This is a genomic window from Microvirga aerilata (assembly GCF_016743775.1).
Taxonomy (GTDB): Bacteria; Pseudomonadota; Alphaproteobacteria; order Rhizobiales; family Beijerinckiaceae; genus Microvirga; species Microvirga aerilata.
This window is the reverse complement of sequence record NZ_JAEQMY010000020.1, coordinates 1-22,747: the sequence shown is the minus strand read 5'-3', so window position 1 is coordinate 22,747 and position 22,747 is coordinate 1. Positions and strand designations below refer to the sequence as shown.

Here is a 22,747-nt window from a genome sequence, read left to right as displayed (position 1 = left end):
TTGAGGACTCAAGAGCCGACGTTCGTTGATCGGCCGGAAGGTGAAAGTCTGACCCGAAGCGGTCCTTCCTGAGTATCACTGAGTCCAAGTGAAGCGTGTAAGCTCCGCGTGGAATCATCTGCGGCGGATCATGCGCAAGCGCACAGCCATCAGAGCTGGCCACCGTCGGAACGCGGAGGCCGCTGGCGGCCCTCCGGCCTGTGCTATCGGTCACTGCTCGATCATGTCGCGGATCCGTGCGGCCAGGGCCTCAACCGCAAAGGGCTTGGTGATCATCTCCATGCCGTGATCAAGGAAGCCGCTCGCCACCGCCGCGTTCTCCGCATAGCCAGTAATGAACAGCACCTTGAGGTCAGGACGATGGTCCCGGCCCTGGTCAGCAAGTTGGCGGCCGTTCATCCCCGGCAGCCCGACATCCGTCACCAGAAGATCGATGCGCTGGCGCGACTGGAGGATCTTGAGGCCAGAGGGGCCATCCGTCGCCTCCAAGGCGCGATAGCCAAGGTCCTTGAGAACCTCGACAATCAGATCGCGCACCACCGGCTCATCCTCCACGACGAGCACCGTCTCCCCGGCAGCACGGTGGGCGTCGATCAGCCCGCCTGCTTCTATTTCCTCCTCAACCGCGCCGTTGAAGCGCGGAAGATAGATCTTGATCGTGGTGCCGTGGCCGACCTCAGAATAGATCCGGGCATGACCCTCTGGCTGCTGCGCAAAGCCGTAGATCATCGACAGGCCCAGTCCCGTACCCTTCCCAAGTGGCTTGGTGGTGAAGAACGGCTCGAACGCGTGCTCAATCACATCGGGCGGCATGCCGGTGCCGGTGTCGGTGACCGCAACGCAGACGTACTGGCCCGGGCGCACTCCTGGGTGCAGCACCGCATAGGCGCGGTCGAGATGCGTGTTGCAGGTTTCGATGATCAGCCTACCGCCGTCTGGCATGGCGTCGCGGGCGTTGATGGCAAGGTTGAGAATGGCGCTCTCAAGCTGATGCGGGTCGCAGCGTGTCAGCCAGAGCCCACCCGCTGTGACAAACTCCATCTGGATGGCCTCGCCGAGGGTGCGCCGGAGCAGATCCTCCATCGAAACTACGAGCTTGTTCACCTCCACCGTCTTGGGCTGGAGTGGCTGGCGCCGCGCGAAGGCGAGCAGGCGGTGGGTCAGTGCGGCGGCACGCTGGGCTGAGCTCATGGCGGCCTTGGCATAGCGTTCCAGGGCGTCTGTGCGACCTTGGGTGATCCGCATCTGCATGAGGTCGAGCGAGCCAACAATGCCAGTGAGAAGATTGTTGAAGTCGTGCGCGATGCCGCCGGTGAGCTGACCCACCGCCTCCATCTTCTGCGCCTGCCGCAGGGCCTCTTCCGTCTGCCGCAGCGCCTCTTCCTGCTGCTTCTCGGCCGTGATATCGCGGCCATAGGCGTAGACGAGGTTGCCGTCCGCCGAGGTGTGCCAGGAGATCCAGCGCGGCGTGCCGTCCCGGTGCGTGTAGCGGTCCTCAAAGTTCGTCAGATCTCGGCTTGCCACCGCGTCATCCAAGGCGCCCTGACTGCGGGCGGCATCCTCGGGCCATATGAAGTCCAGGAACGAACGCCCGACGACCTCGTCGGGCGCATGGCCCAGGATCTCGGTCCAAGCTGGGTTTACGGCCCTGAAGATCCCGTCCGCCCCAATCACCACAAGCAGGTCGCGGGAGTTCTTCCAGACCCGGTCGCGCTCGGCGGTGCGTTCCGCCACACGCGCTTCCAGTGTGTGGTTGAGATCCCGCAGCGCCTCCTCGGCCCGCCTGCGCTCGGCGAGCTCGTACTGTGCGGCCTGGAACAGGCGGGCGTTGTCGATGGCAATCGCCGCCTGGCCGGCGATGCCGGTCAGCAGGGTCTCGTGCTCGTCCGTGAAGACCCCAGGGGCCTCATGGCCGAAGAAGAGCCCGCCTAAAACCTCCCCGGATCGCGACACCACCGGCACTGCCAGATAGCTCCTCACCGGGAGGTGGTCTTTCGGCATGCCGTAGTGAGGCTCGTTCTTGCCGTAGCGCGGGTCCCTGAGGATGTCGTCCGAACGCACCACACCTTCCCCGGCGAAGGTCGGGTGGAACACGGCCGTCGAGCGCCTCAGAGCTGATGGAGCGGCAGCTCAAGAATGCAACGCAGGCCCGCGGGATCAAAATCGAGCCGAGCCTTGCCTTGAAGATCCTTGGTCATGCTGCGCTCGATCAGGCGGGTGCCGAAGCTGCGCTTGGTCGGCGGGGTCACTGCGGGTCCGTCACTTTCGATCCAGTTGATCCGAAGAACTTCAGAAGCGCCAGATCCTGAAGCGCTCCAGCAAACGGTAACGAGACCCTGCTCGGCGGACAGCGAACCGTACTTGGCGGCGTTGGTAGTCAGCTCGTGCAGGACGAGGCTGAGGGCAAGGCCGACCCGAGGCTCCAGGGTAAGATCCGTGCCCTCCAGCCGAACACGCGTGGTGGAGCCATCGTCGTAGGGCTCCAGTTCCTGGCAGATGATGTCGCGCAGGTTGACACCTGTCCACGCCTGACGTGTCAGCAGCTCATGGGCCTTGCTCAGGGACAGGAGGCGAGACTCAAAATTCTCAGAGAAGGTCTCGATGGCAGGTGAAGTGCGGATGGTCTGGGTGGCAATCGACTGCACGGTGGCCAACGTGTTCTTGACCCGGTGGTTCAGCTCGTCGATCAGCACCCGCTGATGCTCTTCCGCCTGCTTGCGCTCCGTGATGTCGACCAGCATGTTGATCGCGCCGATGAGCCTGCCCGAAGCATCCCGCAGCGGCGTCGGAAATGGGATGAACGGAACGCGGGTGCCGTCCGGACGCTCGGCAATTGCTTCTGCACCACGAACAGCGCGCCCCTCCTTCAAGGCGACTGCCATGGGACACTGATCGTGCGGCAGCGGGGTGCCGTCCGGCATGAAGAGGCGCCAGGTCACACACCACTCATCACTGCCGAGGATGGGCCTCCTCCCGGAGAAATCGACCGCGGCCTGGTTGTAGTAGGTGATTCGGCCTGCGGGATCGGTGGTGTAGATCGCGGCCGGCAGCGCCTCCAGGAGCTCACGAACGTGACGCTCGTTCTCGCGCAGCCGCTCCTCTGCGTGTAGCCGCTCCGTCACGTCCTGAACCACGCGAACGCCGTAGCGGAACCGGCCCTGCTGGTCGAGCACGGACGAGCTGAGGACATTCACGAAGACGACCCCACCGTCCCGGCGCAGGAAGCGCTTCTGCATCGAGTAGTGAGCGATCTCGCCTCGCACTTGGCGCGCGTACTGCTCGGCATCGTCGTCCCTGTCCTCAGGGTGGGTCAGCTCGACGAAGGATCGACCTACAAGCTCCTCGGGAGCGTAGCCGATGATGGCCGAGAGAGCTGCGTTGACACGAACGAAGCGCCCGGCTGGGTCCATCTCGGCGATACCGATAGGAGCCTTCTCGTAGGTCACGGCCAGCCGCTGCTGGCTCTCTCGCAGGGCCTCGTCGGCGCGATGCTGGTCGGTCACGTCAACTGTAAAGCAACGGGTGTTGTGGAAGTCACCATTGCGGAAGTGCACATTGGACGTGATCAGAACATGCCGGATCGAGCCGTCCTTGGCCTTCAGGCGCGCTGGATACCGGTCCAGTGTCTCGCCCCGGGAGAGGCGCTGGAGAATGTCCCGGATTACGGGGGCATCGGCATGGAAGGCAGCAATTGGCTGGCCGATATACTCGTCCGCCGTATAGCCGAGAAGGTCAAGTTCAGCCCGGTTAGCCCGCAGGATGGTGCCATCCGCGGCCACCAAGTGGAGCCCCACGGCGCCGTTCTCGAAGAAATCCTCAAGATCCTGCCGGCTCTTACGGAGTTCGAGCTCCAGGGCTTTGCGGTCGGAGATGTCCTGGAAGCAGTTGATCGCGCCAAGGATACTGCCCTGATCGTCCAGCAACGGCTCGATCTGTACCAGCACGGTGCGGTGGCTCCCATCCGGCCGCTCGATCAGGACCTCGAGCCCGTACGCGGGCTCTCCAGTGCGCAGGACCTGCGCCATTGGGGTGTCGGCATGAGCAAGCGGGCGCCCGTCCAGGTAATAAAGGCGAAAGGACCCGCAGTAACGTTCGTCAGTCTCACCCAGGCTGGGCTTGCGACCCCACAGCTCAGCGGCCAATCGATTGTAGCGCAGGATCGCCCCATCTGCCGAGCAGACATACAGGGCGGTGGGCATGGCATCCAGGATGGCTTGACTGACGGTGGCGAGGTCCTGAAAGCTGGATCGGAGCAAGGAACTGCTGGAGGGAAGAGCGGCAACCGTCATCGGAGTTCATCTTCCTTTTCGCCAACCATCTCTCGCGATGGCACACCGGGCGATAACTCCGGCGCCTCGGCAGAAACACGGGTCTATCCGCGATGAGGGATCATCGTCGTTAAACCCAGAGCGAACATCTACAGATAGGGCGTTCTCTGCCGATTTGGAGGTCCCGTCAAGATTATTGTCCGTGGGAGAGAAGTGCCCGAAATTGGCACGAGGCGGTCGGAAACCGGACTTCCGCTTCGGACAAAAACATCGGACTTTCCTGTCAGTGAGCGAACTTCACTGCCAGACCCAGTGCGGACGTTCCCACCGCATGACCCCGCCTTCTGTCGGCGTTTTGTGTAGCAAATGCCACGAGACGGCCCCGTATGGATCAGGGGATCAGTCGGTCGGCTCGGAGTTCCGCAAACAGATCGAAGAAGGCATCATCGGTCGGCTGGTACGCGGCAAAGCCAAGACGACGGCTCTTCGACATGTCGGTCACCACCTCGATCGGCCGTCCCAGATCGGCATCCGTGTGCCAAGGGGATGCGAGACGACCAAGGTCCGGCTCGACCAAGCCCTCCCGCTCGGCAATGTAACGCCATGTGGGAGCGTCCTCCTTCATCTGCGCTTCCAGCGGCAGGGCAGATCCGTCGAAGGGTGCGGGCTCGAGGCCGAACCACTCGGCAAGGCGGCCCCACATCCAGCTCCAGCGGAAAACATCGCCATTGACCACGTTGAACGCTTGATCAAAGGCAGCCGGGGTGGTCGCAGCCCACAGGAGATGCTTGGCGAGCTGCCGGGCATCGGTCATGTCCGTCAATCCGTTCCACTGTGCCGCCGACCCAGGAAAGCGGAAGGGACGTCCCGTCTCGCGGCACAGCGTGGCATACACCGCTAGCGTCGTTCCCATGTTCATGGCGTTGCCGACCGCCTTGCCGATGACGGTGTGCGGGCGATGGATGCTCCAGGTGAAGCCGTCGCGCTTTGCCGCGGCGAACACCTCGTCCTCCTGCGCATAATAGAAGTTCTCGATGTCGAGCCGACCTTGGTCTTCCCGGAACGGGGTCTGCGGGAGCGTGCCCTTGCCATAGGCCTCGAAAGGGCCGAGGTAGTGCTTGAGCCCTGTGACCAGCGCGACATGGCGAACGGAGCCCGCGGGACGCAGCCCATCCAAGAGGTTGCGCACCATTGCCGCGTTGATGCGGATGTTCTCCGCTTCCGTCGCCTGCCGCGACCAGGTCGTGATGAACACGGCCTCCGGCTTGACCTCAGCGAGAGTTGCGGCGAGCGAGGCTTCATCCTGGAGGTCGGCGGCAATCGGCGTCACGCCCGTCTGCGCGGTCGGCCTTCTGGCCAGACCGAGCACATCCCAGCCCTCTGCCGCGAGATGCGCCGCGGTTGCGCTCCCCACGATACCGCTCACGCCTACCACCAATGCCATCTGAGCCATTGCAGCCTCCAGGGTCGGAGGTGGTAGCTAGGCATCGAAGCCGTCGGTGCCTAGAGGGAGCCGTCCACGCACTTACCTGCTACCCACCGGTCTTTGCTACCGACCAACCCGGATCGGTCTTCGTGGGCGGGATCGCGTGTATGCGGAATCATCCCGCCCATGTCTCGCTTACGAGCAATTTGGGCAGGTTTTGGCCTCGTTTGCCGCTACATCCTGGGAGAACTTTCCAACAACGCTGCATCAAAAGCCAAGCCAGAGCGTTTGCGTCCAAGCGCCGTTCTAAACGTGAGGGATCCGATCCAGTGGCCACAGCCAAAGCAGTCGTCTCTAACCCTTCTCTTCTCCGCGCCGAAGCGGACGGAGGCTGTCAGTGATACATGCTGTGCGCCGGGGACAGGGACGACCCCTGCTCCTCATCCATGGTCTGGGTGGAAGCTGGCGGTCCTGGAGCACCATCCATCTTGCCCTAGCTGACAAGCGGGAAGTGATCGCAATCGATCTGCCCGGCCACGGTGCCACACCTGCCGGAGTCGAAAGCGGCACCTTCATAGGCCTCGCCAATAGCGTTGATGCCTTCATTGCCGAACAGGAGCTTTCCGGTATCGATGTTGTTGGCAGCTCGATGGGCGCGCGGCTTGTGCTGGAGCTGGCCCGCCGTGGGAGTGTCGGCGCGGTGGTTGCCCTCAATCCCGGCGGGTTCTGGCGCGGGTGGGAGCGGACGTTCTTTCGCACAACCATCGGAGCATCCATTCGGTTGGTCCGTGGTCTCGAGCCTGCCCTGCCCATGCTATCGCGCAACGTCGCGGCGCGGACGGCTCTCCTGGCGCAGCTCTCGGCAAAACCGTGGGCCCTTGCTCCCGAGCTTGTCGCGACCGAGTTGAAGAGCTATGCCGCGACGCCCACCTTCGACGCTCTGGTTCGAGACTTAGCCGAGGGGCCGGAACAGCAAGGACCAGCCGCACCCGGTTCCCCGGTGGTGATCGGCTGGGGCCGCCAGGATCGCCTGTGTCTGCCGCGCCAAGCAGCCCGCGCGCAGGAGGCGTTCCCGACGGCCAACCTGCATTGGTTCGACAAGTGTGGCCATTTCCCGATGTGGGATCAGCCCAAGGAGACGATACGGCTCATCCTCGAAAGCACAGGTGGCAACGCCGACAAACCCACTGCAAGCACTTGAACAGCCGCTTTGCATCAGAGGCGAGCATTACTTCTCGGGTAACAAGTGTCAGACTTCAACCACTAGGTCCGATAATCCCCATCCTGAGCCCCCGCAAAACGTGCTCACGATCGGCCGGATTGATCGTGAAGGTGAGCCCACCCGAGCCGCGGCGTCATCAGGGACAATGTGCCAATCGGATGAACCTTTGTGTGACCGCAAATACACATCTCTCATCGCATAAGTCAGGGGCGCAATCTTCCGATCCGCCCCTGGCGTCGTGCATTACTGCTTCTTTTCGCCCGAGCGCGGGGTTGTCGAGCCAGTAGTCTTGGCTGAGAATGCCTCTCTCAGTTCACGCGCTGCGAGGTCTTGCGCTTTATCAGCATCTGCGACGGCGGGAGCCATTCCAAAGAACTCATGCGTGGCACCCTCGAAGTTCTGGTACGTGACCTTGGAGCCTGCCGCCTTCAACTTCTCAGATAAGGTTTTCCCCTCAGTCATCAGCGGGTCGATCTCGGCCGTGATCACGGTCGCGTCCGGCAGATCCTTCAAGTTCGCTTGGACGAGGTTCAGCCTCGGGTCCTTCAGGTCAGCCTCAGACTGCACGGTGTTCTTCGCAAACCACTCCATAGCCTGCTTGCTCAGCGGGATCGCATTCTCATTTTCCTTGTAGGAGGCGGTGGTCATGTCGGTGCCTGCTACAGGATAGATGAGAAGCATGTGGGCAGGTTGCTGGAACTTGCCCTCTCGGGCTGCAATCGCAACATTGGCAGCAAGATTGCCGCCTGCTGACTCCCCTGCCACGGCAACCCGGGTCGGATCACCACCAAAGGACTGCGCGTTCTTGAGCACCCAGGAGTAGGCTGCAATCGCGTCCTCATGAGCTGCCGGAAACTTGTGCTCCGGTGCGTGGCGATACTCCACAGACACCACAACTGCATTGGCTTTCTTTGCTAGCGCCATAGCTGAGGCTTCGTAGGTGTTGATGTCGGCAATCACCCATCCACCACCATGGTAGAAGACCACCACTGGCAGCGCACCTTGAGTCCCTTCTGGCCTGTAGACGCGCGCAGGCAGGTCACCTGAAGGGCCTGAGTAGGTGATGTCCTGTTTGGCCACCTTCATCTGCGCCATAAGCGCATCTGGGTCCTTGCCGTCGTCCTTCAGCAAAGCTTTGACTGCATCAGCCGGGGTTGGGCCGTTCCGGGTCTCCTCGACGGACTGCGTGCCAAGAGGTTTAGCCCCGAGTTCCTGAAGCTTGACGATGACACGGCCCATGTCGTTATCAGCACGTTTCATGGTGCCGCTGTCGTCCATCTTAGCGGCCCCTTGCAGGGCTGAGCTGTCCATCTGCATGGCCGGCGCCGTAGGGGAGGGGTGAGATTGGCTCTGTTGCGCCTGTGCGGTTGAACTGAGTGCTTGAGCGTTTGCCAAAGCAAAGAGGGAAACAGCGGCAAGAGCCGCTCCTCGAGTCATGGCCATTCCGGAGTCCTTTGGTGGAAACTGCCGATATTAACCCGTGTTAATGTCAGCCAATGGCCGACAACGAACCCAGCCACATTAGTGTTCCACACCAACCAGACGTCCAACAGCCGAGGTGATCGAGATTTCCGTAATGCATAGCAGTGATGATCGTGGATCGGAATGGAACTGCGGGAGATGCAAGTCGGAGTCGTTCAGAAGCTATTTCTGCTGGGCCTACTAATACTCACCCACGAGACTGAACCGCGATCAGAAACCCCTTCTGCGCATGAAGAGGTGTATGTCTCTGGCCCACCGATCTGAATTCGATGGCTGCCGCAAAGAAGGACTTTGCAGGACGAGCTTACAAGTGGCTCATCAGTCCGCGGCCTGATTTGGGGTCAACTCAGTCTCGATGGGAACAGTGCTGCGCCTGAGGCGTCTTCGGTGGGCATCTGTTGCCGCTCAAACCTCTGTCGCTGGAGTTTGCCACCTTGGAAGCCCCTCCACTTGAACGCAAGCTCGTTGCCATCCTCGCTGCTGATGTGGCAGGCTACAGCCGCATGATGCACCAGGACGAGGACGCGACCCTCGCAACCCTGACCACCCACCGCACCATCATCGATGATCTGATCATCGCCGGGCGAGGGGAGATTTCCGGCACAGCCGGCGACAGTGTCCTGGCCGAGTTTGCCAGTGTCGTCGATGCCGTGCACTGTGCGGTGGCCATCCAGCAGGCCCTGCACAAGGCAAATGCCGCAATGCCGGCCGAGCGCCAGATGAACCTGCGCATCGGCATCAATGTTGGTGATGTTCTGGTCAAGGATGGCACCATCTTCGGCGATGGCGTCAATGTAGCCTCGCGTTTGGAAGCCCTGGCAGAGCCCGGCAGCGTGTGCATCACGCGCGGCGTGCGGGATCACATCCGCGATAGGGGCGAGTACGAGTTCGAGGATCTCGGTGAGCACAGCGTCAAGAACATTGCCCGTTCCGTTCGCGCCTTCCGGATCATGTTCGACCCGGATGCTACGACCGAACTTGGGGAGGTAGCCGGGGCGCCGGAGGTGTCCCTCTCGAGCGAAGCCGCCCCGAGTGTTCCGCAGGATGCAATCGAGCTTGAGTTCTGGCAGTCGGTTCAGGCCAGTGGAGCGGTCGAGGAGTACAGCGCCTACCTCGACCGTTACCCGGATGGGATCTTTGCCCCTCTGGCCCGGGAGCGTCTTGCCAAGCCTGACATTTTGGAGCGACCGCAACCTGCGCCGGAGAGCTCTGCCGTCGAACTCGCTTTCTGGGATACAGTCAAGGAGAGCGACAATCCGGCGATGTTCCAGGCCTACCTTGAGCAGTTCCCCACAGGGTCGTTCAAGGCTCTGGCAGAGATCCGCTTGGCTGAACTGAACCTAACTAGAGATGGGTAGGCGTCGCCGTATGCGCTGGGAGTAATGACGCACCGGGCTCGCGGCGATGATCAGGGACATGTGTAGACGCCCCTGGTAACGCAAGAAGAATCTTCGGGTTTGGTACAGCGCGTAGGTCGGATGCGGACATGTGTTCGGCCTTGTCTGCGGCCGTTCCCATGCCGCGGGCCCGAATGGGAGTACGCGGATCAGGTCCCAATCAGATCTCCGCGCTCGTAGCGCTTGTGCCTAAGCTGGTTTGTCTGACCCCGTCTCGGTGACCGTTGCGCCATTCCTCTCCTTCGACCTTCCTACGCCCCAACAGCCTCACACCTGTGAACGCTCATGCACTCACAGCCGGAGCCCGATACACTTCCCCGCTCGTCAGCAGCGCCCAGACGATGCGAGCCATCTTGTTGGCGAGGGCCACCCGCACCAGCATCGGCGGCTTGCGCGCCAGCATGCGGCCGATCCACGACCCTGCGGGAGCACCGTTGCGGGCGACCCGGAGCAAGACACTGTTCGCGCCGATGATCAGCAGACGGCGCAGCGTTCGCTCACCCATCTTCGAGGTCGCTCCCAGCTTCTGCTTGCCGCCGGTTGAATGCTGCAAGGGCGTGAGTCCGACCCAAGCGGCAAAGTCCCGTCCACGACTGAAAGCCTCGGCCGGCGGAGCAAGGGCCGTCAGAGCCACCGCGGTGACCGGGCCAATCCCAGGAATGGTCATCAGCCGCCGCGCCGTCTCATCTCTCTTGGCCCTTTCGGCGACCTCGCGATCCAGACGGGCGATCTGCTCGTCCAAGCTATGGAGCGTCTCGATCAGCATCTTCAGAATCGGTCGGGCGAGTTCCGGGACCGACTCGGCCCCATCCTCGATAACCTGCACGAGTTGTGGAACGTGAGCCGGCCCTTTGGCCCTGACGAGCCCGAACTCCGCCAAATGACCGCGTAGAGCATTGATGATCTGGGTCCGCTGCTTCACGAGAAGATCGCGCGCCCGGAACACGATGGCTGCGGCTTGGGCCTGCTCGCTCTTGGGAGCCACAAAGCGCATGGTCGGGCGCTGGGCTGCTTCACAGATCGCCTCGGCATCCGCCGCGTCGTTCTTCTGGCGCTTGACGAAAGGCTTCACGTAAGCGGGTGGGATCAGACGGACGGCGTGACCGAGCCGGCCGATCTCGCGCGCCCAGTGGTGCGAGCTGGCGCAGGCCTCCATGGCCACGGTGCAGGGCCGCTGGGCTGCAAAGAATGTCAAAACCTGGTGTCGCCGCAGCTTCTTGCGGAACAGGACCGCTCCCGATGCATCGGCTCCGTGAACCTGGAACACGTTCTTCGCCAAGTCCAAACCGATTGTGCTAACCTCTCCCATGGACGCCTCCCTCAAGTGGTGTTTCAACACCTCCACTTTGGCACACCGAGGCCGTTGGGGGGCGTCTACCCCATCAGATCTTGTTCCTTGTGAGCCGCCGGGCAGCACGCTCTTGGCCGACCTATCCCGCAAGAGGAGATGAGCCGTAGGTGATTGCTGTGCTTTCGACGATGTTCCAAGGTCAGCAAATGGCACTCCTGAGATGTAAGCGCTTGGTCCACTTAAGCGCTCAAGAGCGGACGTTCGTTAAGCAGTCGGAATGTGAAAGATTGACCCTGAACTGACGTTTCGAGCTCAAGGGGATCATCTGTCGGCACCAAGCGACACGGGAAGATCAGCTATCGGGTTGCTCTAGCTGCCAACGGCACTGTCAAGATGACGGCGGTGCCGGGCGACTGGCTCTTCACCTCCAGCTCACCCCCAAGCTGCCCAATCAGTGAGCGGACCAGCCGCGATCCAAGCCCGCTTTTCGGGGCAGCTTCACCTGGCATGCCGACGCCCTGGTCCTTCACAGTGACCCGCAGGACCCTCTGACCATCCTCTCTGGCGATCACGTCAATCGGGCCCGGCGCACCCGCATAGGCATATTTCACCGCATTCGTCAGAAGCTCCGTGACCACCAGCGCCAGAACAACGGCCTCGTTCGTCGGCACCAGCACCTGCCCGGCATGTACCTTGATGTGCTCGGCCCACGCCTTACCCCAAGCCTCCAGCAGCCCCTCCCGCAGCTCCTCCAGGTAGGATCCGAAGTCGATGCTCTGGATCTGGTCCGACCGCCACAGGTGCTGGTGGACGGTGCTCACCGCCATGATGCGCCGGGTTGCCTCCTCGAACTGCGCCTTGACCTGCGCGTCGGAGGTTTGCCGGGCCTGAAGGTGGAGCATGGAATTGACGAGCTGAAGGCTGTTCTGGACGCGGTGATTGACCTCGCGCATCAGCAGGTCCTTCTGGCTGAGCAGCACCTCCCTGTCGGCAAGGGTTCGCCGGAGCTGCACATTCAGCTCCTTCAGGGCGGCCTGTTGGCGCAGATCCAGCACAGCGCGCCGCAGCCTGCGGGCCGCTTCAACTTCGGCCAGCGACCAGGCCCGGGACTGGTGCCGCACCGTCTCCTTCCAGGTCTCGAACGAGGTGCGTGGCGTGAGCTGGCCCATGCCCTTGCCCGGCTCCGCCGGCTTGTGGGGATTGCCTGCCCAGTTGATCGTCTCGATGTGCTCGGCTCGGAACCAGAGCAGGACGAGCGGATCCTCGTGCGACACGACCGTCGCCAGCAATCCGCTCGCCTGCGCCGAATAGGCCTCGGCTGGGCTGTGGTGCCGCACAAGGCTGTTGGTGGCAAAAGGGTCGGATAGGTCAGATTGGAGCAGCCGGTCCGCCAGCTCGCGGGTCTGAGCCTCCGACAGGGCATGGCCTGCTTGGCTCACCTTGCCCCGGAACACAACCGCAGCCCCATCGGAGGGGATCAGCTTCTTCAGATCGGCAGCAGCATCCAGCAGGCCGTTCTCAGTGGATCCCGCTCGCGCGAGCCCCTCCAGGAACTCGTCACGGGCAACGCTGAGGCGGGCCGTCTGCCGGTGCCGCTCGGCGTCCTCCCGTGCCTTGATCTGTTGGCTCAGGATCTGCCCCACATGCTTGCAGCTTTCCCGCAGCTCGTAGGGCACCAGCTTGGGCGCCGCATGATGGCAGGCGATGAGGCCCCACAGGGCTCCGTCCACGACAAGTGACACAGACATGGACGCCGCCACCCCCATGTTCTTGAGGTACTGTACGTGAATGGGCGAGACGCTCCGCAGCGAGCAGTCGCTCATGTCGAGCGGCCTGCCGGTTGTGGGATTGAGCGGTGGGACGAGCGGAGCTGGCCGGTAGTCCACGTCCGGAATGACCCGGATGAGGTTCTGAAGGTAGAGCGCCCGCGCCTGCTTCGGAATGTCCGAGGCAGGATAGCGGTGGTTGAGGAACGGATCCAGGCTGTCGGCCTTGGCCTCCGCCACTACGGCGCCGGAGCCGTCGTCGAGAAAGCTGTAGATCATCACCCGGTCGAAGCCTGTGAGGCGCCGGAACTCCCGGCTGGCAGCCTGGACGAGCCGGGCCAGGTCGGGCGCGGCATCGAGCTCGGCGCTGATCCGGCGCACGGTGGCCAGCGTCTGGGCCGCAGTCTCGGGATGGGGGGTGCTGGGCTCCAGTTCCAGGATGAAAATCCCGTCGCGCCGGTGGGCGGTTACATCCAGATGCCTGGATGGATCGGCAGGGGCAGGGATGTTTCCCAGATAGAGGGGCTCCGTTGATTGTACGCCCGCGGAGCGGATCAGGTGGACCGCCTGTGCGCCGAGAACCGCCTCGGCATACTCGCCGGGAAGCCCATCGACAGCCCGTCCGACAGTGCCTTCCGTCTCACCTGCCGCTTGGTAAATGCTCAGCGTCTCGGGGTCGAGCGCGAGAAGGATGCCATGCGGCTGAATGGATCCGGGAACATGGATGGGCTCCCGATCACAACTGGTGAGGTCGAGAGAAGGGGTGGGCTGGGTCATGGCGGGAACCTAGCTCACCAGTTCTGTTCGCGCCAGAAAGATAAGGGCCTTCGAGGCTTGAACCTTTCGAAAGCGCCGCCTCCGGCATGAAGTGGGCCCATGCCTTGCTCCTTCGTCGGCGTCCCAGTACCCAATGGGCAGGATGGTCTCAGGAGTACCGGCTCCAACCGGGACCTCATTCTTCTGGCAGCCATTGAACGTGGCGCTTAGGCACATCTGAGACGCTACTCCGAGGGCTGCAATCCTCACGGAACCAGACATTCCGAAAAGTGAACGGACTTCACTGCCTGACCCCGAGCGGACATTCCGTGAATAGCTACGGACTCCACGTATCGGCTCATGCCTTGAGCGGTCCCATGCTTCCGTGGAGGAGCGTCGCCCCAAGTGCTTGGACCGGGATCTCCCAGGATCGCTTGATCTTCTGCATCGGGTATCCGTCTTGAAATCGCGGCTTCCGTTGATACGCCTAAGCAGTTCGATCTAGAAACACCTATACGCATCGAGGGCGGCTGCTACGATCCTCAACACGAAGTCACGGTCACCTTCTAGGAGGTGACATTCAACGGCTTAGGGAAGCTTCCGGACCGCATTTATGGCATGTTGTCTCAGTATCGGTGCGTTAAGGGGCTCACCTGTTGGCTGATGGGGTCGCCGGTGGGCTTACACGGGGCGCAGGAACCAAACGCCAGTCCAACTTGATGCCTAGGGTGCCGATCACGATCAGGACCATGCCGAGGGCTTGAGGCCAGCCCAGCAGGTGATCGAAAAACAGCCAGTCCGTCATGATTGCGGTCAATGGGTTGACGAAACTCAGGACCGCGAGAACCGGTGTGGAGACATACGGGTAGGCCGAATAGATGAGCACCCACGCGACCCCGGTTTGCAGAACGCCGACCATCGCAACCCAACCCCAAGAAGGCAATGTGATGTCCTGGGAAAAATCGACGAAGGGGGCAAAGACGATGATGCCGACAACGGTCTGGCACAGCGTCGTGATTTCCCCACGCTGGCCTGCCAGTCCCTTCCCGGCAATTGCCGTGATCGCGTAAAAGAAGGCTCCACCCAGCGTAATTCCGATACCCAAGAGCCAATCGGGATCGACTTCACCTGATGACAATGAGAGGCCGCTGGCGAGGACAACTCCAGCGAAAGCGCCGGCCAACCAAATCGTCTGATTAAGCGAAACCCGTTCCTTCCAGATCGCGGCGCTGATCAACAGGATCAGGAATGGCTGGATGTGAAACAGGATGGTGGCAGTGCTGATCGAGGTCAGCATAATGCCTCCGAAGAACGCTGCCCAGCTCATTACCAGACTGGTTCCTGCAACAGCTCCGAGAGCCAAGTTTCGGAGCGTGAGAGTGCGATCCGGCAGGATGCCCGTTGCAAAGCACCAAACGAGGAGAAACAGCGTTGCGATTGCGCTGCGCCAAAAGACGATCGTGATTGGGTCAAGGCCACTCGCGACGACCGCCGCGCCGACCGTACCAATCAACACCAAGCCCAGCGTTAACCGCAAAGCCGCCCGGTCGAACATAACGGGGTCGCCCATACTTGAAATCCTGCTCAACTAGCGTGTTGTCCAACCCGTGTCCTATGGACAGTTATCGGTCAAACGAATAGCCTTCATAGTCCCCATTCGTTTTGCTGATGTCGCTATGCCGAAGCCTCTTGAACTCGACTTACTAAGGACCCTGATCGCCGTTGCAGAGACAGGAAGCTTCTCAAATGCGGGGCTGCGGATTGGGCGTAGTCAGTCAGCCGTCAGCATGCAGATTCAAAGACTTGAAGGGATCGTCGGAAAAGAGCTTTTGGTTCGAGGAGGCCAAAAGGTCGTTCCCAACCGTTTAGGGACTGATTTGCTGGCCTATGCTCGACGGCTCTTGAAGCTCTCGGAGGAGGCGCTCGCCAGCGTTACGCAGCCCGAAGTGTCTGGGACCGTACGGCTTGGCGTTCCGGAGGATTATGCAGCATCGCTGCTTCCCAGCATCCTGGAGCAGTTCGGCCGCGACTTTCCACTCGTCACGGTCGAGCTTGTGTGCGAGCCCTCGACGTCTCTCGCCCGGACAGTCGGCGCAGACGAGATTGACATTGCCATCGTCACCCGATCTCACGATATCCCGGTTGAAGTACTGAGGCGGGAGCCCATGGCGTGGGTTGCGTCCCCTCACCATGCAGTGTGGGAGAATGATCCCCTTCCCGTGGCACTTTTTCAAACCTGCACAGCGCGCACCAACATCCTGGCAGCCTTGGCGGAGGCCGAGCGAAGCTACCGCTGCACCTATTCAAGCGCGAGCTTGGCAGGGATGACTGCCATCGTCCAGGCCGGGTTAGCGGTTGCGGGGCTTGCCTTGTGCAGCGTACCGCCGTCGCTCAAGATCATTGGAGACAGGGAGGGCCTACCTCCCATTCCTGAGCTGGAGATCGGCATCATTCGAGGTTCGAACCACAAAAATGTTGCGGCCGCTCGCTTGCACGATGCGTTACGCTACGGATTGGCGCACGCAGATCCTGCTCTGCCTCACGTACAAGGCTGATGGAGGGCTAGCCTATGTGCCTGCCGAATGGTGGACGCCGCGCTGAAGGCATCGTCTCCATCATACAATCCGGGAGCAGCCGCGCCTGACCTTGTCCTGTTCGTCGATGCGCTAAGGTATTGGGCTGAGATGGAAACGTCTCCATCCGCCTACGTCAGGTATTTACATACCGTCGCAATTGAGCCAATTCGGATTCGGTGAGGGACCGCTGTTGGCACTTCTCGGAAGTAAGCCGAGGGTCTTCTCCAGCAAGGAACAGCGGACATTCCTGGAGGACAGGGGATCGTCAGTGGGTGACCCAAGGCGGACGACCAACTGTTACACAGCAAGTAAATCGCGGCCCGCGATCACAGTGCCTTCGAACACCCTCCTTGGTGCGGCGAGCCACATCTCCTCAGTGATCGCAGGATCGTCGCCCGGGACGAAGTGGTTCAGCACCAGCGTTCCAACCTCGGCCCGAGCCGCAACAGCGCCGACCTGCTCTGTGGTGGTGTGACTGGCCAGCAGGTGCGCATATAACGCGAGGGCATTCGGCAATCCGGCGACCAACTTCGGCAGGCTCTCCACTCGCATGACCTCATGCACCAGCACATCCGCCCTCCGGGCCAACGCGACCAGCCCCGGGCACATGGCCGTATCGCCGGAAAGGATGAGTGAACGGTGGTGGGTGTCCAACCGATACGCAAATGCATGCCGTAGGGGAGGGTGATGGACCTGCCCGGCTGTCACCCGGATGTTCGCTGTTTCCAGCACAACACTCGCTGCATCGATCTCGTGGATCCGAACGAGCTGCCGCGGATCGGAGCGTCCCTCATCCTCCATGCGCGTGGCGATTTCGAACCAGAGGGATGCAAAGAAGCCGTTGATCAGTGTCGCGAGCGGGGGCGGTCCAAATACGTCAATGGGTCGGCGAAGACCTCCGACCCAGGCTTGGTAGAGCAGTGGCCCGAGCTCCAGCGTATGATCGGAGTGATGATGTGTGATGAAGATCGCGTCGAGTTCATGAGGCTGCACTCCTGCCAACAGAAGCTGCCGTGTAGTGCCATAACCGCAGTCGACCAGATAGGCTGAGCCCTCGGAGAGGATCAGATTGGCCGGGTTGGACCGCAGGAGGCTCGGGCGTGGCCCACCCTTCGTGCCCAGAAGAATGAGCCTGTCCTCGGCCGGAGGATCGCATGGGGTTGCGTCGTGGAGCATTGGCAGGTCCTCTCACTGCTGGTCGGGTGTAAAGCGAGCTGCCTTCACCGCCGGGGCCCACATTGCTGCATCCCGGTTCAGAATTTCGGCAAGCCGTGAACGGGATGTCCCGGTCGGTTCAAATCCCATAGCGATGATCCGCTCTTTCACCTGCTCCTTCTGCAAAGCAGCAGTAATGAGCTGATTGAACCGGTCAAGAACGTCCGCGGGTGTGCCACGGGGTGCAAAGACACCGTGCCAGCCTGCTCCGGCAATCGCGTAGCCCGCCTCCTGGAAGGTCGGGACGCCCGGCAGAAAGGGCGAGCGTGAGGTGCTGGAAGTCGCCAGGATCCGAATGCGCCCTGCCTTATGCAGTTCCAGCAGTTCGCCCGTGTTGGTGAAGACCATCGGGAGCTGGCCGGCGAGGAGGTCGTTGATGGCTGCCGACGTCCCCCGGTAGGGAACATGACGCAGATCCAGACCTGTCTCACGGCCGAACAGCACGGCAAAGAAATGGGGAAGAGTGCCGGCCCCCGGCGTGCCGTAGTTGGCCCGTTCGGGATGAGCCTTGAGCCATTCTACCAAGCTGGACAGAGTGTCTGCCGGGATGTCAGCGCCCACGGCGACCGCAAAGTCAAATGTGGCCACCTGCGAGACCGGCTCAAAATCCTGAACAGGATCGTATCCCAGCACTGGGTAGACGTGCTGGTAGACGGCCATGGGAGCAATGGGGGTGAACAGGAGCGTGGCTCCGTCAGGGGTGGCGCTTTTGACGGCCTGCACGCCGACGCGTCCGGCCGCGCCGGTTCTGTTCTCAACCACGACCGCCCGGCCCAGGCCTGTCTCAAGTTCGTCGGCAATGACCCTGGAGAGAGCGTCCGTGGCGGAGCCGGCGGCGAACGGCATGACAAGCCTGACCGCTTCCGTTGCCGAACTCCCGGAGGAGACCAAGCCAGCAACCAGGGCCAGGATAGGAGCGAGCATCCGTTTCATGAGAACCTCCCTAGGATTGCCGCTGGCCCCACCATGAGGCGGTGGCTTGCCGCCGAGGCCAACGGTATGGGTAACGCGGCAGGCAGGAAAGCACCCGAGGCCAGAGATCCGACCTCAGAGCGGCACGCTTCCAGGCTGTGAGACCGACGATGGCCAGGCAGCAGATGGCGTTCACTGCGCTGATCAGGGCCAGCAAACCGTCCCCGAGGTTGACCGCCGCATGAGCCGCCGTCGTGCTGTTGGCTAAGAGGAAAATCGACCACGACGTGAACGAGATGCATGACGCTCCGTGCTGGTCACGTGCCACACGGATGATCTGGGGCACATAGGACCCCAGCCGCAGAAAGTTACACGCCGAGAACGCCAGAAACGCAGCCTCGCCCAGGGTCATAGCCGCCTCCGCATCATTTATGTCGTGAGTGTTGCCTGGTTGAGCTATAAAGAGAATTCGTATTCTGGAATGGGCCTATAACTTTTCGGAAGAGCCTCATGCAGTGGGACGAGCGCATCGGCCGGCGATTGCGGCTGCGGGACCTTCACACGCTGCAAGTGATCGCGGAGGCCGGGAGCATGGCCAAGGCCGCCGAGCGGTTGGCCGTCTCACAGCCTGCCGTTTCGAAGGCCATTGCCGATCTGGAGCATACGCTCGGCGTGCCCGTGCTCGACCGGACGCCGAGAGGTGTCGAGGTGACCGCCTACGGGCGTGCCCTGCTGAGGCATGGGGCCGCCGTGTTCGATGACCTGAGGCAGGGGCTCGCCGAGATCGAGTTCCTGCGGGATCCGACGCAAGGGGAGCTGAGGGTCGGCGCTCCCGAGCCCGTCACGCCAGTGTTGGCCGTCATCATCAACGAACTTCTGGCCCTGATGCCCAAGATCCGGTTTCAGGTGATGGTTGGCGACACAGCCGTTCTTTACGACGCGCTACGCGAGCGGCGGCTGGACGTGGCGCTCACGCGCATGCCGGAGCTTGATGCCGAAAGCGACCTAGAGATGGAGGTGCTGTTTGCTGACCCACTTGTGGTGGCGGCGGGAGCACACAATCCATGGGCAAGACGCCAGTCAATCAGCCTGGCTGATCTCATCGATCAGCCCTGGGTTCTTCCGCCTCCGGAGACGGTGCTCGGTCGATTTGGAGCCGAGATCTTTCGGGTGCGTGGTCTCGAGCCGCCCCGCGCTACTGTGGTGGCCCCCTCCCTTCAACTGCGGCTGAGCCTGATGAGCGGTGGTCCTCACCTGACGCTTCTTCCGAGAGCCATGTTGCGTTTTCCCGGTGCTCAACCTGCCATAGTCGCAATCCCGCTGGAGCTTCCTGAGACTGAACGCCCGGTGGGCTTGGTGAAGCTGCAAGGGAGGAGCATGAGCCCAGTGCTCGGGACGTTTGTTGCACGAGCACATGAGGTGACATCGCGGATGCTTACGGGCCCTGAATGCATTTGAGAGGAATGCGCGCAAAGCGGCACCACCCGAATGGTCAGATTACAAGTGGCTACAAGCAATCAGGTTTCCTAAGCCTGCAAGGGTTCAGGCCAGATTGAAGCGTTGCATGCAAACTTCAAGGCAAGCTTGGACATACTGTGAAGGTCAGGAATTGGCACGTTCCGGACATGGAGCGAACTTCCGCTTTGGACAGGAACATAGGACATTCCTGTCAGTGAGCGAACTTCACTGCCAGACCCAATTCAGACCTTCCCGCGTGCGCGAAATTGCTAACGGCCCCGCGGGGCGGGCGGATTCCTGGTGGTCTACCCTCACCCGAGTTCAAGGAACGCCATGAGTTCCTCCGCAGCGGCCCGGCCGGCCCGGTTGGCCCCGATAGTGGAGGCGGACGGACCGTACCCCACCAGATGCACCCTCGGGTCCTTCGCGACCTGCGTTGCCAACCGTCCGGTCATGACGATGCCTCCTCCAGGCTCGCGCAGCATGAGTGGTGCCAGGTGATCGAGGGAGCTGCGCCGGTGCACCAGAGGATCACGTCGGCGCGGAGCGCGGTCCCATCGGGCCAGCGAACCCCGTCCTCCGTGATCTCACTGAACATGGGGCGCCGGGTCAGCACCCCGCGTGCGTGCATCGCCGTAATGGCGGGAGTGACGGGGATCCCAGTGACCGAGACAACGGACGCGGGCGGCAGGCCGCGGCGCACCCGGTCCTCCACAATCGCCACGGCGGCGCGCCCGACCTTCTCGTCGAACGCACCATCCCGGAACTCGGGCTCCCTCCGGGTCACCCAGGTCGTCGTGGTGACGCGAGACACCTCATCGAGCAACTGGATCGCCGAGATGCCAGCCCCCACGACAATGACATGCCGGCCCGAGAACTCCTGGGCGGTGCGGTAATCCTTCGTGTGCAGTTGCCTGCCCTTGAACCGCCCGGCTCCGGGCACGTCGGGAACATAGGGGCTCTCCCAAGTTCCCGTGGCATTGATGAGCCCGCGTGCGGAGACCTGGATCCGATCCGTCTCGACCCGGAAGTGGTCGTGCCTGTCGCAGACGACCTTCACCGCCACTGGGCGATAGACCGGCAGTTCGAACCGCTTCTCGTAGGCTGCGAAATACTCCGGGACGGCGACGCTCGCCCGCGCCTCCGAGCTGTCCGTGCCGATCACCTCGGAAAAGGACATCCCCGGCAGGTCGTGGATGCGGTTGACGGTGCTCAGGGTCAGCGAGGGCCAGCGGTCCTGCCAGGTGCCCCCCGGTCCTGGAGACTGGTCGAGCACCACGAAACCCTTGTGCGGCGTCAATCCCAGCCTCTTGAGATGGTAGGCCGCCGAGAGCCCAGCCTGACCGGCGCCGATGACAACGATCTGGACCTTGAGCGCGATGCCCGGGGCGGCGGCATTTGGCGGCGAAGAAAGTGTTGAGGGGCTGTCCATCGGCACGCAGGCTCGGCTCCTGGTTGCTTCTGCAAGCCTGATCACCGCCCGCGTAGGACAACCTTGCCCTTGCGACCGGGTTCAGTGCTGGCGCGCACGGCGTCGGCGATCCGATCAAGCGGGAAGGCGGCGTCGACTGGGAGCGTAAGCCTGCCACTGGCAGCCTCGGCGACGACTTCCTCGAGCAGACGGCCGATCACGTCGGGTGCAAGGCGCGGCTTGGCACCCCAGAAACCCCGAATGGTGATCTGTTGGAAGATCGCGACAGACGGCTCGATGCGGATCGGCTGGCCGCTCAGGGCGCCGAAGATGACGATCTCGCCGCCGTCAGCCATCAGGCAAGCAAGTTGCGCGGGGCCGTCCCCGCCCACGGAGTCGAGCCCAGCGCGGATCGATCCATCACCGACAAGATCTCGAGCGCGCGCTTCCCAGCCGGGCTGCTCGGTTGAAACGACGTTGGTGATGCCGGCGGCGGCAAGTTCGGCGACCGCCGCGTCACGCCGAACAAGGCTGAGCACGTTGACGCTCTTTTCCGCGCCAAAGCGCGACACAAGGCGTCCGACCGCGCCATTGGCACTGTTCTGCACGAGCCAGTCGCCGCGCTGAAGGCCAAGGTCAGCCAGCACCATCTTGGCGCTGAGTGGCATGGCGATGAGCTGACAAGCTGTCTCATCATCGATGCCGTCGGGCACGGGGCGTGCGTACCTTGCATCGACCAGGTAATAGTCGGCCCAGGTCTGCTGGCCACCGCCGATCACGCGTTGCCCGACTTGGAGGTTCTCGACCCCGGCGCCGAGTTTTTCCACCACGCCGAGCGCCTCCGTACCGCCGATCGCCGGCAGCGGGGGCTTGATGCCATAGGTGCCAGCCACGGTCATCAGGTCATGATTGTGGATGGGGGACAGGATCATCCGGAGCAGCACCTGCCCCGGCCCGGGCGCTGGCCGCTCACGCTTGGCAAGGGTCAACACCTCGGCCGGATCGCCGAACCGTTCGAAGACAATGCTGTGCATGAGCAATCCCTTTGTCGAAATAGGTGCTTCAATTAGGTTGGCTGGTTCTGAGGGCAAGATTTGGCACGAGGCTGAAGAAACGCTTCGGTCTGCTCATGAGGCGGCGAGCAGACCTTGATTCCATCTGCTGTTCGTTACTCCATGACCCACAGCGGACCTTGGGTGTCGTACTTCCACCCGGCATTCGGTAGTGATTGCCACAAGAGCCCCTGAGTGGTCAGGGGATCAGTCGGTCGGCTCGGAGTTCCGCAAACAGGTCGAAGAAGGCATCATCGGTGGGCTGGTAGGCGGTAAAGCCGAGACGACGGCTCTTCGACATGTCGGTAACGACCTCGATCGGCCGTCCCAGATCCGCATCCGTGTGCCAAGGGGATGCCAGACGGCCAAGGTCCGGCTCGGCTAAGCCCTCCCTCTCGGCAATCCGACGCCAGATGGGGGCGTCCGCCTTCATTTGCTCTTCCAGCGGCAGGGCAGATCCGTCGAAGGGTGCGGGCTCGAGGCCGAACCACTCGGCAAGGCGGCCCCACATCCAG

The 22,747-nt window shown here is 62.3% G+C and carries 15 protein-coding genes and 2 pseudogenes; 4 read left to right on the top strand and 13 right to left on the bottom strand.

The features are described from left to right. Positions 1–210: 210 nt before the first annotated feature. The 3 genes and pseudogenes from JKG68_RS15045 to JKG68_RS15035 form a co-directional block, all read right to left on the bottom strand. Positions 211–2,106: pseudogene (locus JKG68_RS15045) on the bottom strand (response regulator); the annotation flags it as partial. Between the two features lie 2 nt (positions 2,107–2,108). Continuing rightward, positions 2,109–4,289, bottom strand: a complete 2,181-nt coding sequence (locus JKG68_RS15040) for a PAS domain-containing sensor histidine kinase (RefSeq protein WP_202060917.1) — start codon at positions 4,287–4,289, stop codon at positions 2,109–2,111. A gap of 370 nt (positions 4,290–4,659) precedes the next feature. Continuing rightward, complete coding sequence (locus JKG68_RS15035; RefSeq protein WP_202060916.1) at positions 4,660–5,721, bottom strand: SDR family oxidoreductase; 1,062 nt, start codon at positions 5,719–5,721, stop codon at positions 4,660–4,662. 370 nt (positions 5,722–6,091) lie between these two features. Between JKG68_RS15035 and JKG68_RS15030 the strand changes: the two genes are divergently transcribed. Beyond that, positions 6,092–6,895 (top strand): alpha/beta fold hydrolase, encoded by an 804-nt coding sequence (locus JKG68_RS15030; protein WP_312890809.1) that lies wholly within the window; start codon positions 6,092–6,094, stop codon positions 6,893–6,895. Between the two features lie 264 nt (positions 6,896–7,159). Here the strand turns inward: JKG68_RS15030 and JKG68_RS15025 are convergent, their stop codons facing one another. After that, positions 7,160–8,194: an alpha/beta hydrolase gene (locus tag JKG68_RS15025; protein WP_202060914.1), complete on the bottom strand. Its 1,035-nt coding sequence runs from the start codon at positions 8,192–8,194 to the stop codon at positions 7,160–7,162. 602 nt (positions 8,195–8,796) lie between these two features. On the opposite strand from JKG68_RS15025, the gene JKG68_RS15020 reads away from it, so the two are divergent. Beyond that, complete coding sequence (locus JKG68_RS15020; RefSeq protein WP_246515452.1) at positions 8,797–9,756, top strand: adenylate/guanylate cyclase domain-containing protein; 960 nt, start codon at positions 8,797–8,799, stop codon at positions 9,754–9,756. A gap of 322 nt (positions 9,757–10,078) precedes the next feature. On the opposite strand, the gene JKG68_RS15015 is transcribed toward JKG68_RS15020, so the two are convergent. The 3 genes from JKG68_RS15015 to JKG68_RS15005 all read right to left on the bottom strand — a co-directional run bounded on the left by JKG68_RS15015 (position 10,079) and on the right by JKG68_RS15005 (position 15,178). Then, positions 10,079–11,104, bottom strand: coding sequence for an IS110 family RNA-guided transposase (locus JKG68_RS15015; protein ID WP_202060913.1), 1,026 nt, complete (start codon positions 11,102–11,104; stop codon positions 10,079–10,081). A gap of 338 nt (positions 11,105–11,442) precedes the next feature. Beyond that, positions 11,443–13,629 carry a histidine kinase dimerization/phosphoacceptor domain -containing protein gene (locus tag JKG68_RS15010; RefSeq protein ID WP_202060911.1) on the bottom strand — a complete coding sequence of 729 codons (2,187 nt, stop codon included), beginning with the start codon at positions 13,627–13,629 and terminating at the stop codon, positions 11,443–11,445. Positions 13,630–14,257: 628 nt separating this feature from the next. Next, positions 14,258–15,178, bottom strand: a complete 921-nt coding sequence (locus JKG68_RS15005; protein WP_202060905.1) for a DMT family transporter — start codon at positions 15,176–15,178, stop codon at positions 14,258–14,260. A 37-nt stretch (positions 15,179–15,215) separates the two neighbouring features. On the opposite strand from JKG68_RS15005, the gene JKG68_RS15000 reads away from it, so the two are divergent. Further along, positions 15,216–16,163, top strand: a complete 948-nt coding sequence (locus JKG68_RS15000; RefSeq protein ID WP_312890807.1) for a LysR substrate-binding domain-containing protein — start codon at positions 15,216–15,218, stop codon at positions 16,161–16,163. A gap of 318 nt (positions 16,164–16,481) precedes the next feature. Here JKG68_RS15000 and JKG68_RS14995 read toward each other — a convergent pair whose 3' ends face one another. Both JKG68_RS14995 and JKG68_RS14990 read right to left on the bottom strand, forming a co-directional pair. Beyond that, positions 16,482–17,360, bottom strand: coding sequence for an MBL fold metallo-hydrolase (locus JKG68_RS14995; RefSeq protein WP_202060903.1), 879 nt, complete (start codon positions 17,358–17,360; stop codon positions 16,482–16,484). A 12-nt stretch (positions 17,361–17,372) separates the two neighbouring features. After that, positions 17,373–18,332 carry a Bug family tripartite tricarboxylate transporter substrate binding protein gene (locus JKG68_RS14990; RefSeq protein WP_202060902.1) on the bottom strand — a complete coding sequence of 320 codons (960 nt, stop codon included), beginning with the start codon at positions 18,330–18,332 and terminating at the stop codon, positions 17,373–17,375. Between the two features lie 489 nt (positions 18,333–18,821). On the opposite strand from JKG68_RS14990, the gene JKG68_RS14985 reads away from it, so the two are divergent. Continuing rightward, entirely contained in the window at positions 18,822–19,769 is a 948-nt protein-coding gene (locus JKG68_RS14985; RefSeq protein WP_202060900.1) for a LysR family transcriptional regulator, read from the top strand. Positions 19,770–20,080: 311 nt separating this feature from the next. Here JKG68_RS14985 and JKG68_RS33445 read toward each other — a convergent pair whose 3' ends face one another. The 4 genes and pseudogenes from JKG68_RS33445 to JKG68_RS14970 all read right to left on the bottom strand — a co-directional run. Then, on the bottom strand, positions 20,081–20,224 hold the full coding sequence (locus JKG68_RS33445; protein WP_246515451.1) for a hypothetical protein: 144 nt from the start codon (positions 20,222–20,224) through the stop codon (positions 20,081–20,083). Continuing rightward, a complete protein-coding gene (locus tag JKG68_RS14980; RefSeq protein WP_246515462.1) occupies positions 20,221–21,201 on the bottom strand; it encodes an NAD(P)-binding domain-containing protein in 981 nt (326 codons plus the stop codon). Before JKG68_RS14980 ends, JKG68_RS33445 begins: the two co-directional genes overlap by 4 nt. A 41-nt stretch (positions 21,202–21,242) precedes the next feature. Further along, positions 21,243–22,214, bottom strand: a complete 972-nt coding sequence (locus JKG68_RS14975) for a zinc-binding dehydrogenase (protein ID WP_202060898.1) — start codon at positions 22,212–22,214, stop codon at positions 21,243–21,245. A 217-nt stretch (positions 22,215–22,431) separates the two neighbouring features. Next, positions 22,432–22,747: pseudogene (locus JKG68_RS14970) on the bottom strand (NAD-dependent dehydratase); the annotation flags it as partial.